This window comes from Shewanella sp. (genome assembly GCF_041630135.1).
Lineage (GTDB): Bacteria > Pseudomonadota > Gammaproteobacteria > Enterobacterales > Shewanellaceae > Shewanella.
Genome location: NZ_JBFKLW010000084.1, coordinates 1 through 13,629 on the forward strand (window position 1 = coordinate 1; position 13,629 = coordinate 13,629).

At 52.6% G+C, this 13,629-nt stretch carries 8 protein-coding genes, 2 tRNA genes and 1 pseudogene; 4 read left to right on the plus strand and 7 right to left on the minus strand.

Annotation, left to right across the window (positions count from 1 at the left end; translation table 11 throughout):
• The 4 genes and pseudogenes from ABYK60_RS16990 to ABYK60_RS17005 all read right to left on the minus strand — a co-directional run.
• Window positions 1–140 (minus strand): annotated as a pseudogene (locus tag ABYK60_RS16990) (transposase); the annotation flags it as partial.
• 9 nt (window positions 141–149) lie between these two features.
• Window positions 150–1,312, minus strand: a protein-coding gene (locus ABYK60_RS16995; RefSeq protein WP_372873194.1) for an IS3 family transposase whose coding sequence is annotated in 2 segments (ribosomal slippage) — window positions 150–1,042 and window positions 1,042–1,312 — 1,164 coding nt in all. Because the reading frame shifts where the segments join, the coding sequence is not laid out codon by codon here.
• Window positions 1,313–1,457: 145 nt separating this feature from the next.
• The gene (locus ABYK60_RS17000) at window positions 1,458–2,747 is read right to left on the minus strand and encodes an NAD(P)/FAD-dependent oxidoreductase (RefSeq protein ID WP_372873195.1); all 1,290 of its coding nucleotides are present in this window, start codon (window positions 2,745–2,747) and stop codon (window positions 1,458–1,460) included.
• Window positions 2,748–2,856: 109 nt separating this feature from the next.
• Window positions 2,857–6,282: a NahK/ErcS family hybrid sensor histidine kinase/response regulator gene (locus tag ABYK60_RS17005; RefSeq protein ID WP_372873196.1), complete on the minus strand. Its 3,426-nt coding sequence runs from the start codon at window positions 6,280–6,282 to the stop codon at window positions 2,857–2,859.
• Between the two features lie 179 nt (window positions 6,283–6,461).
• Here ABYK60_RS17005 and acs point away from each other — a divergent pair, with 179 nt between their 5' ends.
• The 4 genes from acs to ABYK60_RS17025 all read left to right on the plus strand — a co-directional run bounded on the left by acs (window position 6,462) and on the right by ABYK60_RS17025 (window position 12,094).
• Complete coding sequence (gene acs, locus ABYK60_RS17010; RefSeq protein WP_372873197.1) at window positions 6,462–8,414, plus strand: acetate--CoA ligase; 1,953 nt, start codon at window positions 6,462–6,464, stop codon at window positions 8,412–8,414.
• A gap of 144 nt (window positions 8,415–8,558) precedes the next feature.
• Window positions 8,559–10,334 carry a DEAD/DEAH box helicase family protein gene (locus ABYK60_RS17015; protein WP_372873198.1) on the plus strand — a complete coding sequence of 592 codons (1,776 nt, stop codon included), beginning with the start codon at window positions 8,559–8,561 and terminating at the stop codon, window positions 10,332–10,334.
• A 74-nt stretch (window positions 10,335–10,408) separates the two neighbouring features.
• The gene (locus ABYK60_RS17020; protein ID WP_372873199.1) at window positions 10,409–10,669 is read left to right on the plus strand and encodes a GrxA family glutaredoxin; all 261 of its coding nucleotides are present in this window, start codon (window positions 10,409–10,411) and stop codon (window positions 10,667–10,669) included.
• Between the two features lie 102 nt (window positions 10,670–10,771).
• The gene (locus ABYK60_RS17025; RefSeq protein ID WP_372873200.1) at window positions 10,772–12,094 is read left to right on the plus strand and encodes an ATP-binding protein; all 1,323 of its coding nucleotides are present in this window, start codon (window positions 10,772–10,774) and stop codon (window positions 12,092–12,094) included.
• 70 nt (window positions 12,095–12,164) lie between these two features.
• On the opposite strand, the gene ABYK60_RS17030 is transcribed toward ABYK60_RS17025, so the two are convergent.
• The 3 genes from ABYK60_RS17030 to ABYK60_RS17040 all read right to left on the minus strand — a co-directional run bounded on the left by ABYK60_RS17030 (window position 12,165) and on the right by ABYK60_RS17040 (window position 13,623).
• Window positions 12,165–13,313, minus strand: a complete 1,149-nt coding sequence (locus ABYK60_RS17030; protein ID WP_372873201.1) for a DcaP family trimeric outer membrane transporter — start codon at window positions 13,311–13,313, stop codon at window positions 12,165–12,167.
• 120 nt (window positions 13,314–13,433) lie between these two features.
• Window positions 13,434–13,509 (minus strand) — tRNA-Lys (locus ABYK60_RS17035).
• Between the two features lie 38 nt (window positions 13,510–13,547).
• Window positions 13,548–13,623: transfer RNA gene (locus tag ABYK60_RS17040), tRNA-Lys, on the minus strand.
• Between the last annotated feature and the right edge of the window lie 6 nt (window positions 13,624–13,629).

Genomic DNA, 13,629 nt, shown 5'->3' on the forward strand with positions numbered 1-13,629 from the left:
AAGTGGTTACCCCACAGCTTGTTCTTACGCAAGTAAGGAAATTTGCTGAAAAGTTTCAAAGCCACTTTCCCTTTCAATGCTCCCATCAAGCTCGAAATGGATAGCTTGGGCGGCACTTTAACGACCAAGTGCACATGGTCTTGTAGTGGTCAACTAATTCCGGACAGTAAGTTAAGCCGATTCTCGGCATCAACAGGTGCAACGCCGCCATTGTGTTGATGTGGGCGTTGCCGATTGTAGTATTGCATCAAGTATTCGCTGATGTCTTTCCTAGCCTCAATCATTGATGAGTACCCTGTAGCGGGGATCCATTCTGATTTCAGACTGCGGAAGAGCCTTTCCATCGGCGCGTTATCCCAGCAGTTTCCCCGACGACTCATACTTTGAGTGATACGGTAGCGCCATAGTCGTTGCCGGAATACACGGCTACTGTACTGGCATCCCTGGTCTGAGTGAAACATCAGCCGTTGAGGCTTGCCTCTTTGCTCATACGCCATATCCAGTGCCCTAACGGCTAATTCTGCGTCAGGTTTATCTGATAGCGCCCAGCCAACAACACGGCGACTGTATAGGTCCATGACCGTTGCCAGATAGCACCAGCGGCTACCTGCCCAGACGTAGGTAATATCACCGCACCACGACACATTCGGGGTCGTTGGCGTAAAGTCCCTATTCAGCCGATTAGGGATATCAGGTCGCTCAACCGAGGCAGTTTTGTAAGCATGAGAACCGGGTTGTTTGCATGTCAGCCCCAACTCTCTCATAACGCGCCGCACTCGATAACGGCCAACCTGATGCCCCAGCTCTCGCAGCATTGACATTAAAGTCCGACTTCCTGCGGAAGAACGACTCTCAGTGAATAAGCGCTTGATTTCACTACGTTGATGAAGTTGCTGCACATTAACCAAGTGTTTGCGGTGCAGGTAATCATAAAAGCTGGATGGCGGGATATCGAACGCCCCACAGACCAATTCCACCGCCTCTTGCTCTCTCAATTGGTCTATCAGCGCGTACGTTCGAGTTCGTCCTGCATTAAGAGAGCGGTTGCCTTTTTTAGAATGGCTTTCTCTCGTTCAAGGCGATTGATCCTGGCCTCTAGTTCCTGGATCTTTTGCTGCTCAGGCGTCAAGGCTTTACTCATAGGTGTTGCGCCGCCACGCTCGGCTTCCAACTGACTAACCCAGCGTCTGAGTGCTGACTCCCCGATATCGAGTGAACGGCAGGCCTCGGGGATGGAATAACCTTGGTCGAGCACTAAACTGGCAGCCTCAAGTTTGAACTCTGGAGTAAAGGAACGTCTTTTTCTGGTCATGAAACACCTCGTCATCAGATGGCAACTTTACCACCTAAAATGGTGTCCGGATTCATTAGACCACTACAATAACCACCTACTGAAGTAGGTGGTTTAGGGCTGAAAACAAAAAGGCCGCATTCGATGCGGCCTTTTCTATCTTGTATCAGCCCCGCAGGCTTTCACGCAACTGGTAGTAAAGCATGCCAATGGCCAGCGCCTGATTACCAAACCATTCATTCAGCGGAATGCGCCAGTGCTTAATTCCGGCAAACAGGCCAAACTCACGCAAATCGCCATCAATCGCCTTGGCCATGATTTCCGACATAATATGGCTTGTGGCCACGCCGTGGCCAGAGTAGCCCTGGCAGTAGTAAACGTGCTCAGAGACTTTACCCAGCTGCGGAATGCGATTAATCACAATGCCCGCCATACCTGCCCAGGCAAATTCAATCTCCACCCCCTTCAGACGCGGGAAGGTGCGTTCGATGGCAGGGCGCAGCTCTTCAGCCACATTCTTGGGATCGCGACCACTATAATTGGTGCCACCGCCGAACATCAAGCGGTTATCGGCGGTAAGGCGATAATAATCCAGCACAAATCGGCAATCGTACACAGCAAGATTATGGGGGTTAATGGCCTTTGCCACCTCGTCGGACAACTGCACAGTGGCGCAGTTGCCAAGGGAGGCAGGGAACAACATGCCGCGCAGCTTCGGCCGCCCCAGTTTGTGATAGGCGTTACCGGCAATCAGCACCTTATCGGCGGTGACACTGCCACCAAGAGTTTTTACAACAGGGCGGGCACCTTCAATGATATCCAGCACCTGAGTGTCTTCATAAATCCGCGCGCCCAAACTTTCAGCCGCCCTCGCCTCGCCAATACAGAGATTGACCGAATGCAGATGCATGTTCTTTTTATTGAGCAGACCACCATGATAAAGCGGCGATTCGAGATACTGAGGCATCTCATCCCTTTGCACCAGCGATACCAAATCCCCCATACCACGGCGCTCTGCTTCATTCAGCATGGATTTAAGCTCGTCCATGTGGGCTGGTTTAAATGCGGTATGCAGATGGCCAAAGCGCAAATCACAATCAATATTGTACTTGGCCACCCGATTTTTGATGATGTCATGACCACGCCAGCGCAGTGCCCATACATAGTCTTCGGCTTCCGAGCCTATGCGGCTTCTGAGCTGTTTGGTCATGGCGTTGTCGCCCGATAATGAACCTGTGACCTGCCCCCCGTTTCGGCCGGTCGCACCCCAGGCAATTTTATTGGCTTCCAGCAAGACCACGCTGTAACCGCGTTCGGCCAGCTCAAGCGCTGTGTTCACTCCGGTAAAACCGCCACCGATAATGGCCACATCAGCCTGAATATCCCCCGCAAGCGGCGGATAATCGGTTTCCTGCTTGATGGTGGCGTTGTAGTAAGAACCGCAGCGAGCTTGCATGGAAAACTCCGTTGTTTTTTATTTTTTACGGATGTTAACGATATATACAACAGCGGGTCAATGGGGTGGACGATATTTTGTTCACCCCGGGTAATTTTTAGAACAGGCACTATTTAACCAGACTGGAAATCAGTGCCCGCAGCGCGGCAGGTTTAACCATTTTCGCCATATAGTGATAACCACGGCGCTGCACATCTTCCACCAAATCCTTTCGGGTATTCGCTGTGATAAGGATCCCCGGCAGATGCTCACCATAGAGAGACCGAATACCGTCCATGGCGTCTACCCCATTCTGACCATCGTCCAGATGGTAATCGGCAAGCACTATGTCGGGGGCTACGCCCTTCAGACCAAGCTTGATACGGGCATCACCAAGATCACGGGCACAAATCACCTCGCATTGCCAGCGACTCAATAAGCTTTCAAGGCCGGCGAGTATGGCCTCTTCGTTATCAATGCAAAGCACCTTAACCCCGGCCAGGGGCTGCAGCACCGCGGGGCGGCGGGCAGGCATTGGAGTCGAGATGGTTTTACCAAGGGGTACGCAGATAGAAAACACCGAGCCACGGCCAAGCACCGAGGCCACCTTTATCTCATGGCCCAGCACCTTGCTTATTCTGTCGGCAATCGCCAAACCGAGTCCCAGACCACTCACTCCCTTGCTATGGGGATTAGAGAGTCGTTTAAATTCCTTGAAAATTTCATGTAATTCAGTTTCATCAATACCGCAGCCGGTATCCAGTACCTGAATTTCAAGTTCCCCGGGGCGATGGCGACACCCCAACAGCACCCGTCCACCGCGGGCATAACGGTAAGCGTTGGTGAGAAAGTTTTGCAGCACCCTTCTGAGCAACGCCGGATCGGAGTTGACCGTGGCGCTGGACGACACCATGGAAAAACGGATTTGGTTGTCTTTGCCCATGGCATCGAACTCGACCGCCAGCCCTGAAAGAATTTCCGACACCGAAAAGTCTCGTCGGTTAACCTCCACCATTCCTGAATCGAGTTTGGAGATATCCAGCAGATCAGTCAGCAATTCTCCGGCAATTTTCAGCGAGCTGTTTACATGGGAGAGCGTGGTGCGCGCCTCATCATCGAGATTTCGGTATTGTGACAGAGAGGCTGTAAACAGCCTTGCGGCATTCAGTGGCTGCATCAGGTCGTGGCCTACCGCCGCCAAAAAGCGGCTTTTGGAGGCGTTGGCCATTTCCTCCTGAGCTTTGGCTTCCAAAAGCTGACTGTTAAGCATGGCAAGCTCGTAAGTACGCTCCTTGACCCTGGACTCCAGCGTCTCATTCGACTCCTTCAACGCCCTTTCCTGCGCCCGATACTGGGTGATATCGGTAAAGGTCATCACAAAGCCGCCATCTGGCATGGGGTTGCCCTGGATTTTGATCACCTTGCCGTCGCTGCGCTCCCGCTCAGATGTGTGGGCAGTCCCGTTACGCATATGCTGCACCCGCCTCGCCACTTGCAGCTCTATGTCCCCAACCCCGCAATAACCCCGGGTTGCGTTAAAGCGCACCACTTCACTGATGGGCATTCCTGCCTGCAAAAAGTCGTCCGGATATTGGTAAAGCTCACTGTAACGGGCATTCCATGCCACCAGATTCAAATCCTTATCGACTACACTGATCCCTTCGTAGGCATGTTCAATGGCACCGCGTAAAATCTCCTGACTCAGCATCACCTTGGAGGAAGCCTCATCCACCAGAGAAAGTACTTCATCCAGCGCCAGGTCCCGTCCGGCAATCACCGAATCCAGTACCAGCGCGGCACTGGAAGCCCCCAAAACCCCTGACAGCATGTGTTCAGTGTGGGCAATCAGCTCCGGGCTAGCCGTTTTGTTCCAGCTTTCGTGGTTTACTGCCTCCGGTGAGAATCGACTGAAGCTTTGATAGGCTCGGGTGGGACTGACAAAACGGCTGGCAAGAATAAGCAGTTCCTGCTGGGAGATAGGCCCTGTTTTACGACTACCCGCCCCCTTAAGTTCACCCGGGGATACAAAGCTGCTAGCCTGAATACGTTCCACCACGCCGGCGCGAAACCACAGCGACCCCAGAACGTAAAACAGGGTATTTACCATCAGCGCAAGCAGGGTGTCACTGACGTTGGGGCTGATATAAGAGAGCAGCCACACATCCGAGAGCCCCGCGCTGGCCAGCCGCTCACCCGCCCCTTGCAGCAGTACCCAAATCCACAGGCCAAAACCAACCGCAAGGCCCAGAAATACCCCGCCACGGTTACCGTGCTTCCAGTACAAGCCACCTACCAATGCCGGTGCCAACTGAGCAAAGGCACCAAAGGCCAACATCCCCAGATGCGCCAGCGAGTCACTGTCGGCAAGGTATAAAAACGACAAATAGCCAATGCCAAGAATAAGCACGATTGCAAGTCGACGGGCATTCAACAAGAACTGCGAAAACTGGGAAAAATTCTTTTCCCGGATACGGCCCCCACGCAGCATCAGCGGAACCAACCATTCATTGCTGACCATGATGGAAATAGTGACCACCGCCACTATCACCATGCCGGTAGCTGCAGAAAGTGTCCCCAGCAACGCCACCACAGCAAGCCAATCTGCACCAATAAACAGCGGCATATTGATGACATAAGTGTCGGCTGGTACCGAGTCGCCAAGCAGCAACTTACCAGACAGCGCCAGTGGCGCCACAAACAGGCCAAACAGGCCAATATAAATCGGAAAAATCCAGCGGCCCCGGCTCAGGGTCTTTTCGCTGGCACACTCCACCACCATCACGTGGAACTGGCGCGGCATACACAAAAAGGCCGCAATCCCCACCACCAGATCCGGCAGTATGGTTTCCAGCCTGAGCTTGGGATGCTCAATCAGATTGGCCGACAGCGCCTGATCCCAAATATCGCCAAAGCCGCCAAACACCCCAAAACTGATGACAATGCCCACCAACAAAAACGCCGCGATTTTGACCAAAGATTCAAAGGCAATGGCGAGCATCATCCCCGGGTTGTGCTCGGTGGCATCCAGTTTGCGGGTACCAAACAGGATGGCAAACACCGCCAGCACCACAGAAATAATCAGCGCCACACTTATCCCATCAAGGGGTTTACCTTCAGGCTGGAACAAATTGAGCGACGCCACCATGGCTTTCAGCTGCAGCGCGATATAGGGCATGATGCCAAAGAGGGCTATCAGGGTAACCAGCGCCGCCAGTACCTGGGATTTGCCGTAGCGGGCGGCAATAAAGTCGGCCACCGAGGTGATATTTTGTGCCTTGGATACCACCACCATTTTGCGCAGCATGCCAAAACCAAGGGTAAAAATAAGAATGGGTCCAAGAAAAATAGGCAGGAAAGACCAGAGATCACCAGCCGACTGCCCCACTGTGCCCAAAAAACTCCAGGACGAGCAGTACACAGCCAGACTTAACCCATAAATCCAGGTTTGCAGTTTTTTGGTCACACCGCTGAACCAGCGCTCAGCGCCCCACGCCAGCAGGAACAACAGAAACACGTAAAAAACCGCAATCACGGCGACAAAGAGGGTCAGATTCATAGTATTCTCAATTTTTTAACCCATTGTGCCTCGAAAAACGCGGGAAATCCAGCCGACAAACAAGGTGCAACAGGCTAAAAAATAAGGAAAAATACAAACTAGACCAAGGTCTAATAGTGTGACACGGGCCCGTTGCCCATACTCAAACCCACGCAACAAATTATAAAAAGGGAAGCCCTATGAGCACGCAGTCTCTCTACTCAGTGCCTGCCGATATTGCACAAAATGCACTGGTAAACAACGAACAATATCTGAAGATGTACCAGGAATCCGTTTCCAACCCTGAGGGTTTCTGGGGAGAGCAAGCCAAGCGCATCGACTGGATAAAGCCATTTACCCAGGTCAAAGACACTTCCTACGACGACCAGAACCTGTACATCAAATGGTTCCACGATGGCACCCTGAACGCCTCCGCTAACTGCCTTGACCGCCATCTGGCCACCAAGGGCGATGATATTGCTATCATCTGGGAAAGCGACAATGCCAGCGAACAGCGCAAAGTCACCTACCGTGAGCTCCACCTGGAAGTGTGCCGCTTTGCCAATGCCCTGAAAGCTCAGGGCGTGCAAAAAGGCGACGTGGTTACCATTTATATGCCGATGGTGGTTGAAGCCACAGTGGCCATGCTGGCCTGTGCCCGCATCGGCGCCATCCACTCTGTGGTGTTTGGTGGTTTCTCACCTGACTCAATCGCTTCCCGCGTTATCGATGGCAAATCCAAGGTGCTGATCACCGCCGATGAAGGCGTGCGTGGCGGCCGTAAAATTCCGCTTAAGGGCAACATAGATGAAGCGCTGAACCGCCCTGAAGTCACCACTGTGGAAACCGTGATTGTGCTTAAGCGCACCGGTGGCAATGTCGACTGGCAGCAAGGCCGGGATGTGTGGTGGCATGATGTGGTAACAAGCGTATCTGATGACTGCCCCGCCGAAGAAATGGGCGCTGAAGATCCACTGTTTTTGCTGTACACCTCAGGCTCTACCGGTAACCCCAAGGGCGTACTGCACACCACCGGTGGTTACATGGTGTACGCCTCCATGACCCACGAATATGTGTTCGATTACAAACCAGGGGAAGTTTACTGGTGTACCGCAGATGTGGGCTGGATCACCGGCCACAGCTACATGGTTTATGGTCCACTGGCCAATGGTGCCACCATCCTTATCCATGAAGGCATTCCAAACTACCCAAGTCCCGCCCGTCTGGGTGAGATTGTCGACCGTCATCAGGTTAACATCCTCTACACAGCGCCGACTCTTATCCGAGCCCTGATGGCCGAAGGCAAGCAGCATTTCGACAACTTCGATGGCAAGTCACTGCGCATCATGGGTTCGGTGGGCGAGCCAATCAACCCCGAAGCCTGGCGCTGGTACCATGAAGTGATTGGTCACGAGCATTGCCCAATCGTCGATACCTGGTGGCAGACTGAAACCGGCGGCATCCTGATCACTCCGCTGCCCGGCGCCACCGACACCAAGCCCGGCTCTGCGACCCGCCCCTTCTTTGGCGTGCAGCCCGCACTGGTCGACAACGAAGGCAACATCCTCGAAGGCGCCACCGAAGGCAACCTGGTACTGCTGGACTCCTGGCCTGGCCAGATGCGCACCGTCTATGGCGACCATGAGCGCTTTGTACTGACCTACTTCAAAACCTTCCGCGGCATGTATTTCACCGGTGACGGTGCCCGCCGTGACCAAGATGGCTACTACTGGATCACCGGCCGTGTGGATGATGTGATTAACGTATCCGGCCACCGCCTCGGTACTGCCGAAGTGGAAAGCGCGCTGGTTGCCCACGATCTGGTGGCCGAAGCAGCCGTAGTGGGCTACCCCCACGACATCAAGGGCCAGGGCATCTATGCCTACGTAACCCTGACCAAGGGCACTGAAGCCACTGAAGAGTTGCGTCAGGAACTGCGTCAGTGGGTGCGTAAGGAAATCGGCGCACTGGCAACACCGGATCTTATTCAGTGGGCCTCAGGTCTGCCAAAGACCCGTTCGGGCAAAATCATGCGCCGTTTCCTGCGTAAGATTGCGGCCAACGAAATCACCAACCTGGGCGACTCATCCACCCTTGCAGATCCTTCGGTTATCGACACCCTTATCGAAAGCCGCTTGAATCGCACCGAATAACCAAGTCGATTAACCCACCCTTAATCTTCTCCTCAAGTTTGGCCCCTGACTCAGGGGCCTTTTTTTATCCATTGCTTTGTGGCGAATTTCAGCAAAGCTTCGATAACTGCTACACTCGCCCTACCTTGTGTTAGCGCAATTCCCATGACGACTCCGCCCCACACCACAATACAACTTCGCGATTATCAGCAAGATGCCATTGATGCCGCGCTTAACCACTTCCGACAAAGCCGCGATTCGGCGGTATTGGTGCTGCCCACAGGCGCAGGCAAAAGCCTGGTGATTGCCGAGCTTGCCCGCATAGCAAATGGCCGGGTACTGGTGCTGACCCACGTGAAGGAGCTAGTGGCACAAAATGCCGAGAAAGTGGCATTGCTGGCAGGCGAAGGCAGCATTTATTCCGCCGGACTTGGCGAGAAAGACAGCAGCGGCAAGACAGTTATCGCCGGGATCCAATCGGCAGCCAGAACCCCAGAAGCCTTCAGCGAGCCATTTTCCCTGGTGATAGTCGATGAGTGTCACCGGGTGAGCCTCGACAGCAACAGCCAGTACCACAGCCTGTTTACCGCCCTTAAGGCCAATAACCCCAAGCTGTTGCTGCTTGGCCTCACTGCCACCCCTTACCGTCTTGGCGAAGGCTACATCTACAAACGCCACATCCGCGGTCACATCGGCAATCCGGACAAAGCCCTATTTGATGTCTGTATTTATGATTTGCCGATGCGGGTATTGATCAAGAAAGGTTTTTTAACGCCGCCAAGACTGGTTGATGGCCTGGCGGCCCAGTACAACTTTGACAGCCTTATCCCCAAAGAAGACGCCGACTATTCAGAGGCAGAGGTCAACACAGTACTGAACCAGAGCGGCCGTGCCACCACAGCTATTGTTGAGCAGTTAAAGGGCCTGGCACCGGCTAAACGGGGCGTCATTATCTTTGCCGCCACGGTGCGCCACGCCAGGGAAGTGTTGAAACTGCTTGAGAAAAATGGCGCCGAGCCGCCCCTCACCGCAGCGCTGATTACCGCCGACACCCCGGCCGATGAACGTGACCGCATTATTGATGACTTTAAGGCCGAGCGGCTGCAGTTTCTCGTTAATGTGTCTGTACTCACCACAGGTTTCGATGCGCCACATGTGGATCTGATTGCCATTTTGCGCCCCACCGCCTCGGTGAGTCTGTTTCAGCAGATGGTAGGCCGGGGCCTTAGGCTGTTTCCCGGCAAGAGCGAGTGCCTTATCCTCGACTACGCTGCCAATGGCTTCAGCCTGTTCCACCCCGAAGTGGGTAAGCCCAGACCCGACAGCAAAAGTGTGCCGGTGCAGGTGCCCTGCCCGGCCTGCGGCTTTGCCAACCTGTTTTGGGGTAAGACAGACGCAGACGGCGACATTGTCGAGCATTACGGGCGCCGCTGTCAGGGCTTATTGGACGATGGCAATCAGTGCGAATTTCGCTATCGCGCCCGCATTTGCCCCGATTGCGGCGAGGAGAACGACATTGCAGCCCGGGTATGCCGCGGCTGCGACTCCACCCTGGTTGACCCTGATAAGCACTTAAAAGCAGTGCTGGCTCACAGGCATCATCATTTGTTCAAAGTGGCGGATATGCTGCTTGAAGCAAACGATGACGGGTTGACGATTATCTATCAGGACATGGACGGCAACAGCTTCAACGAGCGCTTTAAACTGGCGACCGATGGCCAGCGCAAGGCACTGTTTGCCGCCTTCCTGCTCAGGCACCAAAGGGCTCCCGGGCTAAAGCTGCCCAAATACAGGGATGCCGCCGCCATCGTGGCCGACAAGGACAAGTTCCGTGCCCCAGACATGCTGCTGTTGAAAAAAAACAGGTTTGGCTGGCAGCTCGTAGATAAATTCTTTGATTATCGGGGCAAATACCAGACGGGCGCACGTTTCGCACTCTGATGTTGCCTGCCCCAATATCAAATCCCGGTGGCCTGTGTTATAACAGCCCCAAGCAAAACTCCAAAGGAGCCTACATGTACGTTGTAATTTTTGGCCGTCCCGGCTGTCCTTACTGTGTTCGCGCCGAGCAACTGTGTCAGCAGCTTGCGGAAAAACGAGAAGACTTCAGTTTCCGTTACGTGGACATCCATGCCGAAGGGATAAGTAAAGAAGACCTGTCCAAAACCGTTGGCAAGCCAGTCGAAACCGTACCGCAAATCTTTGTGGACAAAACCCATGTAGGGGGATGTACGGATTTTGAAGCCTATGTAAGGGAAAACAATCTACTCGGTTGAATTCGCCTCACTTTTAAAGCCCACTCGACAGTGGGCTTTTTTTTGGCATAGCTCAAATTTCAGCGCTAAGCTGTAACTAATTTCATCAATCAGGGTTCAGCCATGGAACAGCTGCTCGCAAGCATTATTGAAAAAGTATCCAATACCAGAGGGGATGCGTTTTTCAACAGTATTACGCTGGCGCTGCATGAGGCCATTAATGCTGATTACACGTTCGTCGCGACGTTGGACAAAGAAAATCACCGTTCCAATACCATTGCCCTGGTGGCTGGCGGCAAGATTGTCGAAAATATGTCGTACTCCCTCGCCAATACCCCCTGTGCCAACGCAGCTGACGACTCAGTTTGCTGTTATAAGGCTAATGTGACACACGCCTTCCCAGATGATCAGCTGTTGATAGACATGGGGATTGAAGGTTATTTAGGTACCCCGCTTCATGATCTCAAAGGTAGTGTCATGGGGATCATTGTCGCTCTATATAAAAAACCCATTATCAACGAAAAGGAAGTGCTTGAACTGTTTGCACTTTTTTCTGGCCGAATTGAGGCTGAGCTGGATAGGCTTGCTCATGAAAAGATGTTGGAGCAGGTAAATCACTCACTAGAAGTAAAAGTAACCGAACGAACATCGCATCTGGATAACGTCATCCATGAACTGAAAGAGACACAAAACAGACTTGTCGAGTCAGAGAAGATGGCTGCAATGGGGAATCTGGTTGCCGGTTTGGCACACGAAGTCAACACCCCGCTGGGGGTTGCAATAACCAGCCAGAGTGTGTTGAAAGAAAGCCGCCAATCCCTGCATAAAAGTTATAAAACTGGGGAGCTGACTACCGAAGAGTTGGAAGAATACCTTGATGTCACCGAGCATGCACTGGAGTTGTTGGATGTAAATTTGCGCAGAGCCATAGAATTGGTTGAGAGTTTTAAACGCACAGCGGCAGATCAACACAGCAGTGAAAAAGAAAGGATTAATGTCGCTCAATATTATCAGCAAGTACTGCTTGCACTTCAACCTATGCTTAAACCGGTCCAGGCAAAGGTAACATTGGATATTCCCCCGGACTGGGAACTTACCACTATTCCCGGAGTGCATTCTCAAACACTGACCAATTTACTCAGCAACAGTGTGATGCATGGGTTTAAACCCGGTGGTGATAACCAAATAAAAATCCGGGGAGAGAAATTGCTCAACGGGCAATATTGTATTTATTACAGTGATAATGGTGCAGGATTAAGCAAAAACGTCAGAAAACACATTTTTGAGCCGTTTTTCACCACTGCAAGGAATAAAGGCGGGGTTGGGCTTGGAATGAGTATTGTTTTTAACTTAATCAGTAATCAACTCGGTGGAAAAATACTCTTGCCTGAGACTGATAGCGGATTTGCTTTGGACTACACCTTTTCAGATCTCTCAGCTGCATAATCTGAACGCGATAGCCCACAAAAAATAAGCGAACCCGAGGGTTCGCTTTTTCATGTAGCGGATATGGCTATCAGAGTACGTATTTGGCCGAGAAAATCACCCGGTTCAAGTCGCCATCCACACCGTTTTCCTTGCTGTTGGTGGCATACATGTATTCCACGCCAAAGGTCAGTGGCTTACTTGGCGAGTACAGCAGGTTAACATAGGCCGACATGGCGTCCTTGTTGACGTTCTCACCGGTCAAATCCACATGGTTGTCCGCTTTCATGCCAGAGAGGGTGAAGCTTGAGCGCCACTGCTCATTCCACCAGTGACGGTAAGAAATAAAGCCGCCATATGAGCCGATGGTTTCAATCTTGCCATTGGCATCCAGTGCGCCGGCATTGGCGTAGTTCAGCGCAAAGTAACGGCCAAGGCCCTCACCCCAGGTGGCGGTGAATTTAAGATCATCCTTGCCGACCGGGATCACACCGGCGAAGCTTGCGCCGTAACCCATGGCAGAATCATCATAGCTGCCCTGCTCGATATTCAGCTGACGACCGATAGCGGCCACCGAGAACGAGGCACCGCCTTCGGTCTTGAAGTTATAGCGGGCCACCACATCGGGCATCATGCCGCTGCCGCTGGTGATGCGGGTGCCGGTCGCGTTGGCGCTGAGGGTGGTTTCCGGGTTTTCCAGTGCAAACTGGAAGCCGCCGTTGGTGTAACGCACCTGAGCCTGGCGCACGAAGGGGGTACCGTCAGCGGCGCCCACGAAGTCCAGGTTTTCAGGCAAGGCGCCTGGGTTTTGGAAGGTGGTCCAGGTTTGACCCACGGTCCAGTTGTCGTAGCTGACAAAAGCATGGCGAATACGGGGCGAGTAACTGTTGGATACACGCTCGTTGCCGTCGGTGTGGGTCATAAAGTCGAGTTCGATAAAGCCAGACAGTTTATGGCCATCGAGATCGGTAACTGTTTTAAAGTTAAATCGGGTTTCGCGGGCTTGGAAATCAACAACTTGCTTACCATTACCGGCGGTACCATAAATGGTGCCGGGGACATAAAACTGACGGGAAAGATTGCCGGAATCCGGGGCGCCGTTGCTGTAATCACTGAACATTACATCGGCTTTAATGTATCCCCCAAAGGTGAAATCGGTTTTACCTACTTCAGCTGCAGCACTGCCAGCCATCGCCATAAGGGCGGTTGCCAGTGCAATTGAGACTGGTGCTTGTTTCATGCTCGTTGCTCCCTGATTGTTATTATTAATCAGAGGCACTATGAACAAATTGTTAACAGTTAAATATTAGCAATAGGTCTATGAGACAAAAGTAGAAAAGGGAGAGCTGAAGCAGGAAGGTGGTGGGTCGTGAAGGATTCGAACCTTCGACCAATTGGTTAAAAGCCAACTGCTCTACCGACTGAGCTAACGACCCATCTGGAGCGATATCGCGATATGATTCACTTAGTTAAGTGGTGGGTCGTGAAGGATTCGAACCTTCGACCAATTGGTTAAAAGCCAACTGCTCTACCGACTGAGCTAACGACCCATCTGG

Bases quoted from the DNA above. Each gene is read 5' to 3' on its own strand.
- ABYK60_RS17015 (WP_372873198.1), top strand. From the start codon at position 8,559: ATGACGACTCCGCCCCACACCACAATACAACTTCGCGATTATCAGCAA.
- ABYK60_RS17000 (WP_372873195.1), bottom strand. From the start codon at position 2,747: ATGCAAGCTCGCTGCGGTTCTTACTACAACGCCACCATCAAGCAGGAA.
- ABYK60_RS17005 (WP_372873196.1), bottom strand. From the start codon at position 6,282: ATGAATCTGACCCTCTTTGTCGCCGTGATTGCGGTTTTTTACGTGTTT.
- acs (WP_372873197.1), top strand. From the start codon at position 6,462: ATGAGCACGCAGTCTCTCTACTCAGTGCCTGCCGATATTGCACAAAAT.
- ABYK60_RS17030 (WP_372873201.1), bottom strand. From the start codon at position 13,313: ATGAAACAAGCACCAGTCTCAATTGCACTGGCAACCGCCCTTATGGCG.
- ABYK60_RS17025 (WP_372873200.1), top strand. From the start codon at position 10,772: ATGGAACAGCTGCTCGCAAGCATTATTGAAAAAGTATCCAATACCAGA.
- ABYK60_RS17020 (WP_372873199.1), top strand. From the start codon at position 10,409: ATGTACGTTGTAATTTTTGGCCGTCCCGGCTGTCCTTACTGTGTTCGC.